Origin of the sequence: Pseudoalteromonas tetraodonis (assembly GCF_002310835.1) — a bacterium.
Taxonomy (GTDB): Bacteria; Pseudomonadota; Gammaproteobacteria; order Enterobacterales; family Alteromonadaceae; genus Pseudoalteromonas; species Pseudoalteromonas tetraodonis.
In genome coordinates this window covers 595,845-614,308 of record NZ_CP011041.1, presented here as the reverse complement: position 1 = coordinate 614,308, position 18,464 = coordinate 595,845, and the positions used below count along the sequence as shown (strand labels likewise).

14 protein-coding genes are annotated in these 18,464 nt (G+C 39.1%); 5 read left to right on the top strand and 9 right to left on the bottom strand.

From position 1 onward, the window contains the following. Positions 1-6: 6 nt before the first annotated feature. The 3 genes from PTET_RS02865 to PTET_RS02855 all read right to left on the bottom strand — a co-directional run bounded on the left by PTET_RS02865 (position 7) and on the right by PTET_RS02855 (position 2,271). A complete protein-coding gene (locus PTET_RS02865) occupies positions 7-459 on the bottom strand; it encodes a regulatory protein RecX (protein WP_024601253.1) in 453 nt (150 codons plus the stop codon). Continuing rightward, on the bottom strand, positions 459-1,247 hold the full coding sequence (locus PTET_RS02860; RefSeq protein ID WP_008465956.1) for a BPSS1780 family membrane protein: 789 nt from the start codon (positions 1,245-1,247) through the stop codon (positions 459-461). The genes PTET_RS02865 and PTET_RS02860 overlap by 1 nt, the downstream gene beginning before the upstream one ends. A 400-nt stretch (positions 1,248-1,647) precedes the next feature. Beyond that, on the bottom strand, positions 1,648-2,271 hold the full coding sequence (locus tag PTET_RS02855; protein WP_008465954.1) for a GTP cyclohydrolase II: 624 nt from the start codon (positions 2,269-2,271) through the stop codon (positions 1,648-1,650). Between the two features lie 232 nt (positions 2,272-2,503). Here PTET_RS02855 and PTET_RS02850 point away from each other — a divergent pair, with 232 nt between their 5' ends. Next, the gene (locus PTET_RS02850) at positions 2,504-3,601 is read left to right on the top strand and encodes a TonB family protein (protein WP_024601252.1); all 1,098 of its coding nucleotides are present in this window, start codon (positions 2,504-2,506) and stop codon (positions 3,599-3,601) included. Between the two features lie 40 nt (positions 3,602-3,641). Here PTET_RS02850 and PTET_RS02845 read toward each other — a convergent pair whose 3' ends face one another. From PTET_RS02845 to PTET_RS02835, 3 genes are all read right to left on the bottom strand, one after another. Then, positions 3,642-4,094, bottom strand: a complete 453-nt coding sequence (locus PTET_RS02845) for a low molecular weight protein-tyrosine-phosphatase (RefSeq protein ID WP_024601251.1) — start codon at positions 4,092-4,094, stop codon at positions 3,642-3,644. Between the two features lie 66 nt (positions 4,095-4,160). Next, on the bottom strand, positions 4,161-4,814 hold the full coding sequence (locus PTET_RS02840; protein ID WP_013464120.1) for a glutathione S-transferase family protein: 654 nt from the start codon (positions 4,812-4,814) through the stop codon (positions 4,161-4,163). Positions 4,815-4,840: 26 nt separating this feature from the next. Next, entirely contained in the window at positions 4,841-5,347 is a 507-nt protein-coding gene (locus tag PTET_RS02835) for a DUF3087 domain-containing protein (RefSeq protein ID WP_008115114.1), read from the bottom strand. Positions 5,348-5,561: 214 nt separating this feature from the next. Between PTET_RS02835 and PTET_RS02830 the strand changes: the two genes are divergently transcribed. Further along, positions 5,562-6,719 carry a hypothetical protein gene (locus tag PTET_RS02830; RefSeq protein ID WP_013464119.1) on the top strand — a complete coding sequence of 386 codons (1,158 nt, stop codon included), beginning with the start codon at positions 5,562-5,564 and terminating at the stop codon, positions 6,717-6,719. A 248-nt stretch (positions 6,720-6,967) separates the two neighbouring features. Further along, positions 6,968-10,219 carry a methyl-accepting chemotaxis protein gene (locus tag PTET_RS02825; protein WP_013464118.1) on the top strand — a complete coding sequence of 1,084 codons (3,252 nt, stop codon included), beginning with the start codon at positions 6,968-6,970 and terminating at the stop codon, positions 10,217-10,219. Positions 10,220-10,311: 92 nt separating this feature from the next. Here the strand turns inward: PTET_RS02825 and kynU are convergent, their stop codons facing one another. The 3 genes from kynU to PTET_RS02810 form a co-directional block, all read right to left on the bottom strand. Continuing rightward, complete coding sequence (kynU, locus tag PTET_RS02820; RefSeq protein ID WP_013464117.1) at positions 10,312-11,547, bottom strand: kynureninase; 1,236 nt, start codon at positions 11,545-11,547, stop codon at positions 10,312-10,314. A 2-nt stretch (positions 11,548-11,549) separates the two neighbouring features. Continuing rightward, on the bottom strand, positions 11,550-12,383 hold the full coding sequence (locus tag PTET_RS02815) for an alpha/beta hydrolase (RefSeq protein ID WP_024601246.1): 834 nt from the start codon (positions 12,381-12,383) through the stop codon (positions 11,550-11,552). Between the two features lie 125 nt (positions 12,384-12,508). Next, complete coding sequence (locus PTET_RS02810; protein ID WP_024601245.1) at positions 12,509-13,810, bottom strand: metal-dependent hydrolase family protein; 1,302 nt, start codon at positions 13,808-13,810, stop codon at positions 12,509-12,511. Positions 13,811-14,030: 220 nt separating this feature from the next. Here PTET_RS02810 and PTET_RS02805 point away from each other — a divergent pair, with 220 nt between their 5' ends. Further along, positions 14,031-15,725, top strand: a complete 1,695-nt coding sequence (locus PTET_RS02805; protein WP_024601244.1) for a GGDEF domain-containing protein — start codon at positions 14,031-14,033, stop codon at positions 15,723-15,725. A gap of 549 nt (positions 15,726-16,274) precedes the next feature. Further along, on the top strand, positions 16,275-18,455 hold the full coding sequence (locus PTET_RS02800) for a GAF domain-containing hybrid sensor histidine kinase/response regulator (protein WP_096038169.1): 2,181 nt from the start codon (positions 16,275-16,277) through the stop codon (positions 18,453-18,455). Positions 18,456-18,464 lie beyond the last annotated feature (9 nt).

Sequence of the window (18,464 nt, the reverse complement as noted above, 5' to 3'; positions counted from 1 at the left end):
CTGTATTTACTGTGCTTGCATTGCAAAATTTATTTGATCATAGCTAAATCCTCGATACATTAAGTAGCGCACGCGCTTAGCTTTTTCTTTGTACTCGAGGTTTGCCGGTGTCGTTGAATATTTTTTGTTGTACGCTTCCTGCGCGAGCTCAAACCAATCTATTTCCAGCTCTTCAATCACTGTTTCAAGCAGTGCTCTATCAATCCCTTTGCTCATGGCCTCACTTTGAATTCGCTTTAAGCCATGGCATTTAAATATGTGCTTTCTTACAAACCCTTCACAGTAACGCTGCTCGTTAATAAAATTGTGCTTTTCGCACCAATCAAGCAGGTTTTCTATGAACTCGTCGGTTGCTTCTCTTTGCTGTAACTTTTGGGTTAACTCTCGGCGCGAATACTCTTGCCTTCCTAGTAACCAAAGCACATAGTTTTTTAACTTTTGTTTTAACGTATCATCCATTAAGCGTCAAAGCGCCCGCTTTGCTCGCTACTTAAAGGCTTAATGTTACTGTCATCACTTGGTGGCACAACGGGCATAAAAATAGCCTGATAAGAAACAAAGAAACTAATGTAGCAAATTGGCATTAAAATCAACAGCGGTAGTAGCGATAAGAACATCGACACCACAATTAATAATGCGCAAATAATACCATAAACACTCAGTGGTAAAATATTATAATAAAACACCATAAACGAACTTTTTAAGGCATTTAAAATACGTTGTTCTTTATTAAAGTAAACCAGCGGTACCGCATAGGCAAACGAAGTAAAGTATATCGACAGCGCAATTAAAAACAGTGCCACATTGGCAAACGAAATACTCTCAAGCATTTGGCTAATTGCTGTATTAGGATCTAAGTCAGGCTGCGTCATAACCGCCATCGCATCGGCAAATAAACCATTGGCGAGCAGCGCAATTAAAATACCGGCACCCATTTGATAAAGCGCTAAGCGGAATAAGCCTAACCGATTTCCTTTTGCTGAAAAGGGCTTCAAAATGTCGGCTAACATAATTTTTCCGCCTTGCTGCTTGGTAAGCACGGCTTGATAAAAACCAGCGGTTAAAAATGGTGTAGCCAATGCTGCGACTATTTGTAATAACGGCAAAAATAAAGACAACAAGCCAACAATGCCAATAAACAAGTGCATAAAGATAAAGGTTAATGGCTGAGTTTTAAAAATTAGCCAACCCGCTTTAAACCATTTTAATGCCGCATCCGCTTTAAAAATTCGTAATTGTGTAGACATACTTGCTCTTAATTAAAACAAAACACGCCGAGTATAACTCGGCGTTGGTTGGTATTACATAGGTGGCGGCGATAAATGCCGTTAATATTAGGGTCTGTTGCCCTTTACGGATTAAAATTTGTTCAAACTAGGGGCGATTTAATCGCGGCGCGAGGTTTGTAACCTAGTGGGCTAAGTCAAAACCGAGCAAAGCTTCCGCGTCCTGCTCACGCCCCTTACCTACATCCATGTAGGCAACAAAGAGTAAATCGCCCCTAGGCAGAACCCTTCGGGCAGCGCCTGTTTGGCATTGATGCTGCGTTATCGCCTATTTATGGGGAATAACCACACCACATAGGCTCTGCCTTGCCTAAATACCAAACAGACTGCTGCAAATTTAACCTTGAAAGGTCAACAGACCCTAAGGTTTTTTAATTTTCTTAATATCTAGCATATGAGAGCCATGCTTAATTTTAGTCTCTAAATACGCCTTGTTACCTGAAAGCCCAGCTTTAATGTGTGCATGAGTGCCCACAACAGAGTCCACCTCTATGCCAGCATCTTTTAATGCGTTAAGCTTTTTAGGATTGTTAGTCATTAATTTTACATGCTTTAAATTAAGCGCATTGAGCATTAATACAGCATCCGAAAAATCACGTAAATCATCAGCAAAGCCCAAATGATTGTTGGCCTCGTAAGTGTTCATACCTTGTGACTGCAGTACATACGCATCAATTTTATTATATAAACCAATACCACGCCCTTCTTGGCGTAAATAAAGTAAAATACCGCCTTGTTCGTGCATCATTTCAATACACTCATTTAACTGCTCACCGCAATCACAACGTGACGAGTGAAACACATCACCGGTTAAGCATTCAGAGTGCATACGAATAAGCGGAACATCTTGCTCGGTATCGGCGTTTTTAAACACTAACGCAACATGCTCTTGGCCATCTTTTAAGCCACTAAAGGAAATAATTTCTGCAGGAATATCACTATTTTTGCCAACATTAAGCTGGACTCTTGCTCTTACTTGCGCCACGACCAATCCAAATATTAAAAAACTACGACACGATAAAGTGATAATATCACAAAATAGGTTAAATACACCGTAGTACAAGACTGTTTATGGCAAATATATGGCGACGATAGCGACTATTTTCAATCTTAAACCGCAAATATATTACTAGCGAGCGTTTACCTTGATTTACCTAAAGTGATGACATATACATAAGGATTTGCTAATTTGTTATCGACAAATAATAGGGATCATTATGAAATTAAACAAACTTGCATTACTGATGGGCTTAGGTTTATCTGTATTGAGCACCACGTCATTTGCCGAACAAACAAATAACGCTCAAGCCGTTTTCAACGACGCGTATCAAAATTACTTAAATGCGATTAAAACCAAAGAAAATGTGCAACAAGCCGCGGAGCAGGCTTACACATTAGGTAAAACTGTTTACGGTGAAAATGCTGATAACACCGCAAACTTAGCGATTAACTATGCAAAATCAATTAATCGATACGGTAAACAGTGGATTGAAAAGCGTTTTTCGCTCTATCAACAAGCCTATACTATTTTAGCTACTAACCATGGTAAGCAATCGCCTGAAACCATTGATGCTTTAGTCGGTATGGCTAGTTTTGCCCCTTCTGCTCAAAAAGCGGATTATTATTTAGAGCAAGTGATAGCAATCGCAAACACACAAAACAACCCTAAGTTTGTGGCTGATATGAAACTAGAAGCGGCAACCATACTAGCTAATAAATTCAGCTATGAAAAATACCGAGAAGCTAAAAACTACCTAGAAGAAGCCGATGAGTATTATCTGGCTAACTTACCTAAAAACTCAGTTGAACAAATAAAAGCTGATTTTTTAATGGCGTCATTTGCGGAAGGTCGAAAAAGATACGATCAAGCAATAGAACGACTTAACCGTGTAGTAAATGTGTTTGATGAAAGCTTAAGTTACGATCACAACGCCGAGCTTACCGCACACTCAAGATTGATTGGCTTGTATGAAAAACAAGGCAAAAGTGATGAAGCCACCAAACACTGCATCGCGATTGCTAAAATGGTGCCGTGGAAAGAAAGCCAAGAGCAAAAGCCGCTATACCGCGTTAACCCTAAATACCCTAAAAACAAGGCGCGATTTAGTAAAGATGGCAGTGTAGTTATGGAGTTTGAAGTAGATGAGTCTGGCTTTGTAAAAAATCCGCAAGTAATTAGTTCTGAAGGTGGCGTGGCCTTTGAAAAATCGGCAGTAGAAGCATTAGCGCAATGGCGTTATGCACCTAAGTTTGAACATGGAAAAGCGGTTGCAGCAACTTCCAAAGTACAGCTCGACTTTAAAGTAAACCGTTAATAACATACCAAAGGCGCTTTAAGCGCCTTTTTAGTTTATTCTACTTTAACTTAGCTAAAATGTTATCGCTGGCGGCCTCTATTAAATCAAGTACCTTTTCAAAGCCATCATCACCGCCATAGTAAGGGTCCGGAATAGCGCTTTGTGCTTGCTCGCCATACTCTAAAAATAACGCCAACTTATATTGCAAATGATCGGGGCAGCGTGCGGTTAGATCCGTCAGGTTTTGTTTATCGGCTGCTAAAATTAAATCAAACTCGCTAAAATCACTACTGCGCACCTTGCGTGAAAAAATACCTTTAAAACTATAACCACGTTTCTCGCCAGCTTGCATAGAGCGTTTATCTGGCGGATTACCTTCATGATGACCAATAGTCCCAGCCGAGTCCACTAGCAAATCAATGCCTAACTCTTTAGCGCGAGCTATTAATACCGCCTCTGCGGTAGGTGAACGACATATATTTCCCAAACAAACAATCAGTACTTTTTTCAATGATAGCTCCTTTATTGTTTAAGATTTTGTAAAATAAGCGACATTCCAGTCACCAACATTAAAAAGCTACTTAAGCGAGGCTAATATTTTTTGCTCGCCTTCAAGCATGCTCTGCATAGCAGTCCCCTGTTTTACACGGCTATGCAATGCTGCAAGATTAGGCCAGCGCGACTCATCAAGTTGCTCACCACCATGCTCCATATTCATTAACTGGCAGCTCACAGCAATGTCGGCAAGGGTTAAGCTCTCGCCAACAAAAAACTCGTTATCCCCTAAATAACCTTCTAAATAATCAAATAAAGGCGGTAGTTTTTCATTTAATGCACTTTGCACTAAGGCTTCATCGGTTGGCTTTTGCATTGTGGGAGCAATAATACGTTGCTGAAACACCGTAAATGTTGCAAAAGGAGCCAGCTCGTAATCTGCGTATTTTTCTAACCAGCGAACGGCTGCACGTTGCTCTATAGTATCACCGAGTAAAGACGCTGAATTAGGGTATTTTTCATCAAGATATTGGCAAATAACGCTAGAATCCGCCAAACTTAACTCGTCGTCTTTTAGCGCCGGAATTCGCCCTAGAGGGTTCAGTTCTAAAAACCAATCAGGTTGATTAAACGGCGAGACTATTTCGAGTTTATAGTCTAGTTGTTTATGCGCTAAACATACACGCACTTTACGTACATAGGGAGAAAGCGGGACACCATAAAGAATTATGCTCATTGTTATTCCTATAAATTAAAACCACTTTAAAACTGCTTTAAAATTGCGTCATCGTAGTCATCGGCATTAAGAGTTAAATTATATTTAGCCGCAACGCTATCTAACTCGGCTTGTTTAATCGCTAAATCATCCATGGTGATGGTGTTATCGTCAAGCTGCCATAACAAGCGTGAACCTGCATAACTATAGTGAATGGCTAATAGCGCATCAGGATTACCTTCACGTCCCGCCGCTTTAAGCTTTGCCATCTTGCGGGTAATTTTATTAAGCGCTTGTTTAAGCTCCCATACATACACCACCTCGGTCATAAAAGGATGTGTACGGTATTTATTTAACAACCAGCCAATACCAATACTAGTAACAATAACGCCTAATAAGTTCCAATGAAAATGACTACCACTTTCATCGGGGAATAATGCAATAAGCGTTTGTGAAATAGCTAAACTACCAATCGCTAAGCTTGCGGCACAACCGACTATAACGCGGTTTAAATGTTTACGATAACGAGCTTTATCTATTTGAATAAGTTGCATAGTTGCCTAAAATTAAAAAACTAAAAAATACACAGCCACCATTGTAGCTAAACCCACCACAGAGTTTCGACTCTTTTTAATAAAATACCCGTAGTTTTTGATTTAACGCCGGTTTTATACTGCTTGCAACATAAAACCAACCAACGATTTTATTTGCACCCACTTATTAGGCATAGGATAGTAGACAACAAATACGACTCAGTTTAGGACCATCATGATAAAAACACTGATTGCTGCAAGCTTAATTTTTTCTTCTTCTAATGCGTTAGCTAATTTAAACACACCGCTAACTTCAGAAGAATTGCGAATTGAAAAAGCCAGCCAAGCGATACCTAGCGTGCTAAGCGCTTTTGCCAGCGAAGTTAATCAATTTGAGCAGCAATTCAAGTCACTCTCAAGCTATGCACAAGCCGTAGATGCCGTTAATGACTACTCAAAACGATTATGGTTTAGTGCAAAAAAACGCATCGCTACAACGCAAAACTTAGATGATCGCGCACTTTACTGGGCTCGCTTACAATCAAGCAAAATTATTCGCACCACAAAGCCTGCATTTTCGCTGAGCGCGGCGCAGCAAACAGTGTTATTAACACTTTTAGAGAATGGCAGCCGGGGTCGCACCGATCTTAGCTACTCACAAAACACCTCTAAAAAAATATTATTGACTGGATTTGACCCGTTTTTACTTGATAGAAATATAAACCAAAGCAACCCATCGGGTGTTGCAGCACTGCTTCTTGATGGCCAAGTCATTAACTATAAAGGTATTAGTGCTGAAATAAACACAGTGATGGTGCCTGTGCGTTATGAAGACTTTGATCACGGTATTATAGAATCCTTACTTGCCCCTTATTACGCACTTAATAATGTTGATATGGTGGTTACCGTTAGTATGGGTAGTAAAGACTTTGACCTTGAGCGCTTTCCAGGTAAGCGCCGCAGTGTAACAGCCCCCGACAACGCCAATATAGTGTATGGAGGTACCAAAACAGCGCCGCTCATTCCAAGTTTAAACGACCGCCCATTACCCGGTACTGAGTTTGTAGAATTTAGCTTACCTGTTAGCGCTATGCTAAAGGCAAAAGGCCCTTTTGCGATTAATGATAATCATCATGTTATTACCCTCAAAAAAGACTTTGAGCCTAGCAGTTTTGACGAATTAAAAGAGGCAACTGCAGTACATGGCGGTGGCGGTGGTTACCTGTCTAACGAAATTTCGTATCGCAGTATTCGGCTGCGTAATCAGCTAAATTCAGATATTCCGACTGGGCATATTCACACTCCTCGAATTGCCCAGTTTGAACCCGAAACCGAAGCTAAAATAGTTAAGCAAATTCAAGCTATGTTAGAGCGCAGTTTAGTCGCGCTCTAACATCGTTTGCTTTTTTAACGTTAGAACATCAATTAAATAGTAAAGCGTAGGAGCACTTAAGTACTTCTACGCTTTATTGCTTTTAAACCGCTAAAAAAGCATGCTGCAATTGCATTAAAATTAAAAGTGCTTAGTATCAGCTTTGGCTATTTTGTAATAAAAACTCATTACTTTAATTATTAACTAGATCTTCACAAATTGTGTTCTATGCTCATTTGAGGTTCAGACCTTATTACAGGGACATAGTAATGCTCACAATTAATCACTTTTTTAATTCTTTAAATTTAACAAAAAAACTTATCTCCGCCTTTTTAGTTGTTGCCCTAGTGCCAATAACAATAATTATTATTGTCGCAATTAATACAGCTTCAAACTCGATGACAGAACAGGTTTATTCGCGTTTAGACGCTGTGAGTAAAGTAAAACAAAGCGCTGTTAAACGCTATTTTAACAACATTGAAAAAAAGCTTAATGCGCTGCAAGCAAATCCAGAAATGGCCAATATTGCGACAAAGTTTATAGATGGATTTAATGATACCTCCCCTTCAACCTCATCAGAGTCTCTAAATCGCTTTTATAAAGAGTCTTTTGCTCCAAAATTTAAACAGCTAAACCCAACTGATACAGTTTCTTCATCTCTATTAAAGCAAATGAATCCAAAAAGTATTGAGCTGCAATCTCGTTATCTAGCTAATAACCCAAACCCAATCGGTGAAAAACAAAAACTAACCACCACAGAGCAATCAGACAGTTACGAGCAAGCGCACCGCCAATATCACCCTTATCTACGCGATATGACTAATATAAATAAGTTCTACGATATTTTCATTATCGACCCAGCAAATGGCAATATTGTTTACTCTGTTTATAAAGAAGTAGACTTTGCAACATCGCTGCAAACAGGCCCCTACGCTAAAAGTAATTTAGCGAACCTATTTAGACAATTAAAAGACAGCAGCAACCCACAAAAAATTGCTTTTGCAGATTATAAACAGTACTCCCCTTCATATAATGCCCCTGCAAGCTTTATAGGAAAGCCTATTGTTGTTGATGGTAAAACGGTTGCTATTTTAGCTGCCCAATTATCGATTGAAGATATTAATTCAATTATGAAAGAACGTGACGGGTTGGGCGAAAGCGGAGAAACCTACCTTGTTGGCCCTGAAGGGTTAATGCGCTCTGACTCTTATATTGATCCGAAAAATCACTCTGTAGAAAGCTCGTTTAGAAACCCAAATAAAGGCACTGTGAATACCTTATCTGTAATCAAAGCACTAAAAAATGAAAAAGGGCAGCATGTTATAAATGACTATAACAATGAAATGGTGCTCTCTGCATTTGCACCTGTAAATGTATTTAATGTTCGCTGGGCACTCATAGCAGAAATGGACGAACAAGAAGCTTTTGAGTCAATAACGACTCTTTCCCAACTACTCATTGTGATACTTTTTGTCACTATTTTTATTGTTACTATTGCCGCATATTGGTTTGCGCGAACACTCACGAAGCCAATACATGCATTGGCTGATACGATGAAAAAAGTGGAGCAACAAGGTGACTTTTCATTACGAGCAACTGTCTATTCAAGCGATGAAATAGGCGTTAGCACTCAAGCATTTAACACTCTTCTTGATGCTCTACAGTTATCTATTAGTGAAACAAATCGCGTTATGAACCAAATGGCTGCGGGTAAATTTGATCAACGTATTGAAGCACCATGTCGAGGAGAGTTAGCTACGTTAAAACAAGCAACCAACGATTGCGCAAGTTCACTAAACGGGGCAATAAACGAATTAAATAACATTGCGATTGCTATGGCTGACGGTCAATTTGATATTCAAATTAATGTCTCAATGTCAGGTGAATTAGGCACCTTAAAAAGTAATATTAACCAATCGCTTTCCTCAATAAACAACACAATGAATAGTATCGTAGATATTATGGCTAACGTAGAGCAAGGTAACTTTAAAGAGCAAATTACCTATCCAGCTAAAGGAAAACTTGCCCAGCTAAAAGACAGCGTGAATAACTCAGTGAATAGCTTAAGTATTGCCATAGATGGTATTAGTGACGTTATGAGTGCATTACGACAGGGCCAGTTTTCAGCGCAATTAGATGCTCCCTTAGCTGGACAGCTTGATATCTTAAAACAAGATATTAATTCCAGTATGGCTAATTTAAATAATGTAATGAATGAAATAGGTGAAGTCATGTCCTTTGTTAGTAAAGGTGACTTTAAAAAAATGATTAAAGGTGAAGCCAGCGGTCAACTTGAGCAGTTAAAAAGTAACATCAATACATCAATTACTGCTATTGATAATGCTCTAACTGAAATTTCATCAGTCATGCTAGCAATTAGTCAGGGGCGCTTTGATCATACTATTTCATCGACTATGACAGGCCAGCTAAATAGTTTAAAAACAGATATAAACCACTCGGTAACAAACCTTGAACATGTCATAAATGATCTTAATCAAGTAATGGCTGCAATGGCAAATGGCGATTTTTCTCATCAATTAAAACAACCATTGCAAGGCCAATTGGAAGATTTAAAAAATAATGTTAATGAGTCTACCTCATTAGTTTCATTAGCTATAAATGAAGTAAGTAGCGTTTTGTCAAACTTAGCTAAAGGTGACCTTACCAAAAATATAGAGGGGCAATATCAAGGCGTATTCAATACCCTTAAAAGCGACACCAACGCGACCATTGAGAAATTAACTAATGTCATTCAAGAAATTCAAGTATCAGCTGGCCAGGTTATGCAAAATGCAGGTGAAATAGCTTCAAGTAATACTGAAATAAGTAAACGCACAGAAGAGCAAGCAGCCAACCTTGAAGAGGCAAGCTCAAGTACTGAGCAAATGCTAGATGAGCTAACTAAAGTATCTGAACAATCAAAAAGTGCCGTGGCATTGGCAAGCAATGCAGAGCAAATTGCTGAAGAAGGAAATCGCTTATCAATACAAACCGTTAGCGCGATTGATGACGTGAATGAAGCCAGTAAAGACATTAACGAAATACTTACGGTTATTGACAACCTCGCTTTTCAAACAAACTTGCTATCACTTAATGCCGCCGTGGAAGCTGCTAGGGCTGGCGACCACGGAAGGGGCTTTGCCGTAGTTGCTAATGAAGTAGGTGATTTAGCGGGGCGTAGTGCTAAATCGGCAAAGCAAATAAAAAGTATTATTGTAAATAGTAATCAAAAAATAGCGCTTGGGACGGAATTAGCAGACACCTCAGGGAAGAAATTAAAACACATAATGCAAGCTGTTAGCGATGTTAATAAAAATATAATACATATAGCGCATTCAACCTCCGCACAAGAGCAAGCGATTAAAGAGGTTAACCTTGTTGTACAACGTTTAACCGGTTTAACCCAGGCAAACTCGGCTATTACAGAAGAAACAATGGCGGCAGCACGTCAAATGGCAGAACAAGCTACCGAGATGAGAGTGCAACTCAATTACTTTAATCTAAAAAAAGAGCAACAATAGACGAAAGGTGCAGCAAGTTATTTTGCTAACACGATGCTTTTTTAACTTAAGTAATTTGATAAGCCATTATTGAATAATGGCTCATCATAACGTTACGTTACTTTACCTGCTAAATTAAAACGTGGCTGAGTATATAGCTGGGTTTTAACCACCTCAGCCAAAATCGTGACCGCATTCCATATATCTTCAAATGAGGTATAAAGAGGTGTAAAACCAAAGCGTAATATATTGGGCGCACGAAAATCAGCAATAACCCCTTTTTCAATTAACGCTTGGCATATAGCGAACGCGTCTGTATGTGAAAATGCCAATTGGCTACCTCTTTGACAGGCATTTTCAGTAGAGCATAAACGCAAATCACTTAAGCATGAATGTGTTTGTAGCAATTTAATAAATACCTCGGCAAGTGCAATCGACTTTTCTCTTATTTGAGAAATATCTACATCTTGCCATACATCAAGGGCGGCATCTAACGCACTCATAGCAATCACACTGGGTGTGCCACACAAATACTGATTTATATTATCAGCGCCCTGATATTCAGCATTAAAAGCAAATGGTTTAGCATGACCCATCCAACCTGATAGTGGCTGCTTTACACTAGTCTGATGACGTTTTGCCACATATAAAAATGCAGGCGAGCCCGGGCCACCGTTTAAGTATTTGTAGCCACAGCCAACAGCAAAATCTGCATTACAGTTATCGAGCTCAATAGGTAAAGCACCCGCGCTGTGGGCTAAATCCCATATCACTAAAATGCCTTTTTCGTGAGCAAGCTTGGTCAGCTTTTGCATATCTAATAGCTGCCCGGTTCTAAAGTTCACCTGCGTTAATAGCAGCACCGCCACTGAATCGCTAAGGCTTTGTTCAATGTGTTGCTCTGCTACTAATTCAAGCTGACATAGGTCAGGACCTAATAAGTGACTTAACCCTTGTACCATGTATAAGTCGGTTGGAAAGTTATCTTGCGTGGATAACACCACATTTCGGCCAGGGCTTAACGATAACGCACTACTTAACAGCTTGAACAAGTTAACTGAAATAGAGTCACAACAAATTACTTGGCCTTTTGCAGCACCAATAATCGGCGCTATTTTATCTCCTACCTGAGTGGGTAAATCAATCCATTGGTGATCATTCCAACTTCTAATTAAGTGACTACCCCATTGTTGATTTACCACCTCTGCCACGCGCGACTTAACGGCTTTAGGCAAGGCACCTAGTGAATTACCATCGAGATAAATAGTGTCTGCGGGTAAATCAAATTCATCGCGTTTATTAGCCAGCGGATCGGCTTTATCAAGCGCTACAATCTCATTAAAATTCATTTTTATATCTCATTTAAATTTTTTATTAGTGTACTAAATGCCTCAGTTCCTGGGTGGATCCAATCAAAATGCCCCACGCCTTCGAGCATCACCACCGGGCGTTTAAGCTGCGCTAAATTAAAAGCGGGGACAATGGCATCTTTGTCGCCTTGTAAAATAATGCTTTGGGGATGAAGTGGCTGCTCACTCGGGTTAGCTTGCGTGTAAGCCTTAGGTTTATCAGTTGGCATACCTTGCATAAAATCTTTTGTCACTTTTTGACAGCTGTTATTACCACGTGCATATGCTTTTATATCAGTAATAGGGGCTAAGCCAATAACGCCTTTAAGCTGGCTTATTTCACCACCTGCAAGCAGTGCTAAATGTCCACCAGCAGAGTGCCCTACAGCAACCGAGTCAGCTAATTTAAACTCGCCATTATTGTAAGTACTTGCCGCTAAAATACCGGCTTTTATATCATTAAACGTTGCAGGCCAGCCACCACCGCTTGTACCACTTCTTCGATACTCTAATGACCACACATTAAAACCAGCTTGTGCAAGCCCCGTACTTAACGCATACGTGTGTTTAATATCGTACTCACTAAGCCAACAGCCACCATGGAGTAAAATAACTAACGGCGTTTGCACCAGTGCTTGCTTTGCGCGCCAAAGTAATGCGTACTGTGACTCATCACTGCCGTAGGCTATTTTTTCATCGGCTAAGTTAAATCCCAATGAAGCTACTTTTGCATAAGCCACATTATTTTCAACATCAGGAAATTCAACTGGTTGCTGCGAGGCACTATTTGCTAACAAAGGCCATACACTAAAAAATAAAACCACTAAGCTCTTCAAAATAAACTACTTCCTTTTTACCTAAAAACGGTATAACAAAATAACGCTGGTCAATCGTCTACAAACATTCTGTTGTACGACCTACCAGCGTTATAACGTCATTCATAATAAAATAAATATAGTGTTTATTGTTGTTTGAAAATTACGCCTTCTTTCATCACAAAATCAACATCCATTAAAGCGCTAATATCGCTAAGTGGGCTGGAATCTAAGGCAATAATATCGGCAAACTTACCAGGCTCTATAGTGCCTAAACTCTGGCTCATATCAATTAAATCAGCAGCATTGACGGTTGCCGACTTTAAAATATCGGAGGTACTCATACCGGCTTCATACATCAATACGGCTTCTTTTGCGTTAATACCGTGCTTTGATACGCCACTGTCAGTACCAAAAGCAATTTTAACGCCGGCTTTGTAAGCCTTAGTAAAGTTGTTGAGCATATCACCCCCCACTCTCGTTGCTTTAGCCTTAATAGGTGCAGACATAAAATCTGAATTTTTTGCCATATTAACCACGGTATCGCCAGCTAACAACGTTGGTACAAGGTAAGCGCCGGTTTCTTTAAAGAGCTTAATGCCCTCTTCATCGGTGTAACTGCCGTGTTCAATGCTATCAACCCCTGCACGAAGTGCGGCATTAATACCTTGTGCAGCATGGGCATGGCTTGCTACTTTTCGTCCTAACCCATGTGCAGTTTTTACAATGGCTTTGAGCTCATCGTCTTCCATTTGTTGACCTGTCCCCGTGGTGGTATCAGAAAGCACACCACCGGTAGAGGCCACTTTAATTAAATCCGCCCCATACTTAATTGCATAACGTGTTTTTTTACGACACTCAACTGCGCCATCACACACTGTTGGTGGCGTTTTTATGGTGAGTAAATCAGGACTCATACCATCAACATCTAAATGCCCACCAGTAATAGTAACTCCAGCACCGGCAATAATACGCGGACCATTAACCCAACCATTCGCCACCCCTTTTCGTAATGCGTACATTTGCTCGCTTTGGCTACCTACATCACGCACGGTGGTAAATCCCGCCATTAGGGTTTTATTAGCAAAATGAACACTGCGCATTGCAACATCTGCATCAGACATTTCAACCAGTTCTTTTTTATTATCTGGCCCAAGCTCACCTTGTAAATGCACATGCATATCCATAAGCCCTGGCATAACAAAGCTGGTCGATAAATCGATTAATTGGGCATCATCACCAAATCGAGAGGCCGGTAAAAAACCAGCGGATACAGACACTATTTTGCCATTTTCTATTACTACAGTTTGTTTTTGCTGTGATTTTTCGCCAGGGACGCTTAATAGCTCTCCCGCATGAATCACTTTAGTATTGGCTTGTGCATTGCTGGCGCAAAAATTTGCGGCTAAAAAAATCGAGGTAATAACACTCAATCGAAATATGCTCATGAAAATCTCCAATGATTCGCTTTTCGTTAACAGCAACGAAATAACGTTAAAATATTGTTATACAACCAATACCTTATCAGGAAAGTCACAAAAACAAACCTGAAATACGTTTTTAGTAAAAATTCTGACCACTATTTACACTGCCTTCAAACGGAAAAAATAAAAGAAGATGTCTATACTCAACCATATTGTTGTAATACTTTTCATATGTAGGGAGCTTATGGATATTAAAGACATAAATATTGCACTGCTAGAAAAATGCAACTTTCTTTTAATGGTATTTGATAACCATGATCAGCTCAGTTATCTCTCAGATGGGTGGTCAGAGCTAAATATTACAACCAAAAACATGCCAACCATTGAAAGCCTGTATGCCTGTTGTACAACTCAAAGCAAAACACTATTACAACAACAAATTCTCGCACTAAAATCGCAACATAATGAGTTAGACCAATTTGATATTGAGCTCACATTTGCAACCGATTACTCTATTAAACTGAATTGCTGCTTACATAATGTGGATCAAAACCAACACCAATATATGGTTTTAGTTTTTAACCAGCATTTTTCCCAAGTGTCCTCTGTTATTAGTAATAACGAATTACAAACCATCATAGAAAACGCAGGCGAAGTTTTAAAAGTAGGTTATTGGCAGCTCGACTGTAATAGCAACCAATTATTTTGGACCGATGAAATTTACACTATCCATGGTGTTGCCCCTAGTCGCTATTCACCACAGTTAGATACTGCAATAAACTTTTATCATGCAGATGATAAGCCCAAAATAGCCAGCGCTGTCGAAAATGCGCTTTTAACGGGGCAAGAATGGAGTTGTATAAAATTACGTGTTGTAGATGACGACCAACAAGAACGCACTGTGATATCAAGCGGTAACGTATCAAGAAATAAAAATGGTGAAATTACTAAGCTATACGGCATTTTTCAGGATATAACAGGAAGTGAAAAAATAGCCCTTGAACGAGACTTTTTAGTTACCGCACTCAAAGAAACTACGGTAGGAATGGTCATTGCCGATAAAAATAAGCATGTTATTTGGGTTAATGGATCATTCGAAAAAATGACAGGGTATAGCCTTTTTGAAGTTGAAGGCAAAAAGCTCGGCTCTATTTTACAAGGTGAAAACACTGATTTAAAAACGATAGCTAAACTTAAAACTCACCTCAAAAAAGGGCTGCCTATAAGCACCCGAATTTTAAACTACACCAAAAGTGGGGAACCCTATTGGAATGAGTTGGCAATATCGCCGATTTATAGAGATGGAAAAATCGCTTATTACTTTGCGGTGCAAAACGATGTAAGCAAAGAAATAAACATAGAACACAAACTCATAGCCCTTAATACCAGTTTAGAGCAAAGAATACAGGCACGCACTCAAGAACTATTTACACTTAACAAAGAGTTAGAAAAACAGGCTAATGTAGACCCACTTACAGGATGTTTAAATAGGCGAACCTTATACAGGTTCCTTACCGATGAGCTATTAAAAACACAAGATGAAAATACCTATATTTCATTATTAATGCTCGATATAGATCACTTTAAAGCCATAAATGATAACTACGGCCACGAAGCTGGAGATAAGGGTTTAAAAGAACTCGCTAATATTTTACATGGCCTCACCAGAAAAAATGACGCCGTATTTCGCCTTGGCGGTGAAGAGTTTTTAATTATTATGCCTAACACAAACAAAGCCGAAGCTAAGCAAGCCGCTGAGCGTATTAAAAACGCAGTGAATGAACATAAAGTTTACTATCGTAATAAAAATATTAGCTTTACTGTCAGTATTGGACTGCTTACCCACGATGGCACAATTAGCCTACAAAGCAGCTTAAAATACGTTGATGACTATTTATACGAGGCAAAAAATAGTGGTCGAAATAAAATTGTTGATTGACTCGCTATAAGACGGATTGCTTTAAATCAATTCGTAAAAATTTAAAAGGTCATATAAGCTAAATACTTAAGCACAATATTTTAGCTTAAATTTTCAACAGCAGATAAACTCGTAAATAAAAATACACTTTAAGCAAATTGACATTAAACGCGTATTTTTTCATTTTATACTAGGGTCTGTTGACCTTTGCGGATTAAAATTTGTTCAAGCTAGGGGCGGTTTAATCGCGGCGCGAGGTTTGTAACCTAGTGGGCTAAGTAAAAACCGAGCAAAGCTTCCGCGTCCTGCTCACGCCCCTTACCTACATCCATGTAGGCAACAAAGAGTAAATCGCCCCTAGGCAGAACCCTTCGGGCAGCGCCTGTTTGGTATTGATGCTGCGTTATCGCCTATTTATGGGGAACAACCACACCACATAGGCGCTGCCTTGCCTAAATGCCAAACAGACTGCTGCAAATTTAACCTTGAAAGGTCAACAGACCCTAGCCAATGCGTTATTATTTTTATTCTATTACTCATTGTTAAGCATAACAAAAACAAGGTTACATAATGATAAAAGCGTCAACACCTGAGGATGAACTATCACGGCTAAAAGACTTATATGAGTATGACGTTTTAGACACTGAAGCTGAAAAATCCTTTGACGATTTAACCCAGCTTGCATCTGATATTTGCGAAACGCCAATCTCACTAATAAGTCTTGTTGATCCTGACAGGCAATGGTTTAAGTCAAAGCATGGTATTGATGTAGCCGAAACCGCACGAGATATCTCGTTTTGTTCTCACGCAATTCTAGAAAACCAAGTATTCGAAGTTCAAAATGCACTTACTGACACCCGCTTTCACGATAATCCCTTAGTTACAAACGACCCAAATATTCGCTTTTATGCAGGTGCACCGCTCATCACACCAAGAGGAAACGCTATAGGTACGTTGTGTGTTATTAGCGATAAACCAAAAAAGCTTTCAAGCAAACAAATAAATGCACTCACGGTTTTGAGCAAAGAGGTCATTGCGCAATTAGAGCTTCGGCTTAATAATAAAAAGCTGTTTATGGCGTTAGAAAAACAAAAAGAGCACAATAAAGAGCTAGAAAAGTTAAAAGAAGCCGCGGATATCGCCAATAACACAAAGAGTAAATTTTTGGCAAATATGACTCATGAGCTGAGAACCCCATTACATGGAATTTTAAATTTAGCTGAGTTTGCGATCTCAGAGACCACAACAGAGGAAAAAAACAGCACCTTAAAAAGCATATTAAAGTCAGCACATTACTTATCAAATATTGTTAACGATATTTTAGACTTTTCTAAAATTGAGGCTGGCAAATTAGAAATTGAACATATCAACTTCAGTCTTAATGAGGTTATTAGCGATGTAATAAAACCCCAGTTACAGCAGGCATCTGCTAAAGGCATAAAGCTGATTACATCGATAGACCCTAAAATAGCAGACAATTTAAAAGGCGATCCTCTTCGGATTTCGCAAATTTTAAATAACCTGTGCTCAAATGCGATTAAATTTACCAACTTTGGCCAAGTAGAGCTGAAGATAAGTGTTAAAAATAGTACATTGCAAACACAAGTACTCACCTTTGAAGTTATTGATACAGGCCTTGGTATTAATGAGAATGTTCAAGAGCATTTATTTAAAGAGTTTCATCAGGCCGACTCATCAACCTCAAGGAAATATGGAGGCACAGGCTTAGGCTTATCAATTTGCGCTCGTTTAAGTGAGTTAATGCAGGGGCACCTTAGCTTTACCAGCAAAATAGATAAGGGCTCCACGTTTACCTATGAGCAAAGCTTTGAGATTGCTTTATTGCCACCAACCTCGAAGCAGTGCACTGATATAACAAACCTTCAAGGTAGTACTGTTTTAATTGCCGAAGATAATAAAATAAATCAGCTTATTATTGTCAAAATGCTCAAAGCACATAATGCTAATTTAATTATCGCAGAGGACGGTAAAGAATGCGTTAAGTACTTCAAGGAGCACTCGGTAGACTTAATTTTCATGGATATACAAATGCCTGAAATGGATGGCATAAAAGCTACGCAAGCTATTAGAGCGCTTCCTACAGGTAAAACCGTTCCGATTATAGCTATGACAGCAAATACCCTAAAACAAGACATTGAGCATTATTTAGATATTGGTATGGATGGCTACTTAACTAAACCGTTTGATAAAGCTAAGATCAATAGCTTACTCAATGTTTATAATCCTAAAAACCTCAACCTAAAAAACTTAGCAGTAAAAATTAGCGATCCTAATGTTTCTAGCGACCGGAAGCTAAAGCAAATATGCAAAGAGTTAAAAGCGCTTATTCCCAATGCTAATCGAGTGAGCCTTTGGTTATTTAATAAGGAATACAGTACATTAAATTGCTTAATTTGCCTTGATGAAAATAATGACGTGTCAAGTGGAACTGTTCTATACACAGAAAACTCCCCTGCTTATTTCAACTATATTTTAGCTAACCAAGTACTCGACGCTTCTGATGCCAGAAATAACGAAGTAACCAAGCCATTCTCTCACTCTTACTTTGAGCCACTCGATATTTATTCTTTACTTGATTACATTTATACACTTAATAGCAAACCGTTAGGTGTCATTTGTTGTGAAAGTGTGGGCTCAAAGGTAACTTGGAGTCAAGCTGATAAAAAGTCGTTAATCAAAGTCGCAGACGTTACTAACTTGTTTTTATCTAAACAAATAAAGCATGAATAAAACAGGCCT

What these genes read in the sequence shown, in the direction of transcription:
- PTET_RS02800 (WP_096038169.1), top strand. Translation starts at nt 16,275, where the DNA reads ATGATAAAAGCGTCAACACCTGAGGATGAACTATCACGGCTAAAAGAC.
- PTET_RS02860 (WP_008465956.1), bottom strand. Translation starts at nt 1,247, where the DNA reads ATGTCTACACAATTACGAATTTTTAAAGCGGATGCGGCATTAAAATGG.
- PTET_RS02810 (WP_024601245.1), bottom strand. Translation starts at nt 13,810, where the DNA reads ATGAGCATATTTCGATTGAGTGTTATTACCTCGATTTTTTTAGCCGCA.
- PTET_RS02830 (WP_013464119.1), top strand. Translation starts at nt 5,562, where the DNA reads ATGATAAAAACACTGATTGCTGCAAGCTTAATTTTTTCTTCTTCTAAT.
- PTET_RS02835 (WP_008115114.1), bottom strand. Translation starts at nt 5,347, where the DNA reads ATGCAACTTATTCAAATAGATAAAGCTCGTTATCGTAAACATTTAAAC.
- PTET_RS02840 (WP_013464120.1), bottom strand. Translation starts at nt 4,814, where the DNA reads ATGAGCATAATTCTTTATGGTGTCCCGCTTTCTCCCTATGTACGTAAA.
- PTET_RS02825 (WP_013464118.1), top strand. Translation starts at nt 6,968, where the DNA reads ATGCTCACAATTAATCACTTTTTTAATTCTTTAAATTTAACAAAAAAA.
- PTET_RS02865 (WP_024601253.1), bottom strand. Translation starts at nt 459, where the DNA reads ATGGATGATACGTTAAAACAAAAGTTAAAAAACTATGTGCTTTGGTTA.
- PTET_RS02850 (WP_024601252.1), top strand. Translation starts at nt 2,504, where the DNA reads ATGAAATTAAACAAACTTGCATTACTGATGGGCTTAGGTTTATCTGTA.
- PTET_RS02805 (WP_024601244.1), top strand. Translation starts at nt 14,031, where the DNA reads ATGGATATTAAAGACATAAATATTGCACTGCTAGAAAAATGCAACTTT.
- kynU (WP_013464117.1), bottom strand. Translation starts at nt 11,547, where the DNA reads ATGAATTTTAATGAGATTGTAGCGCTTGATAAAGCCGATCCGCTGGCT.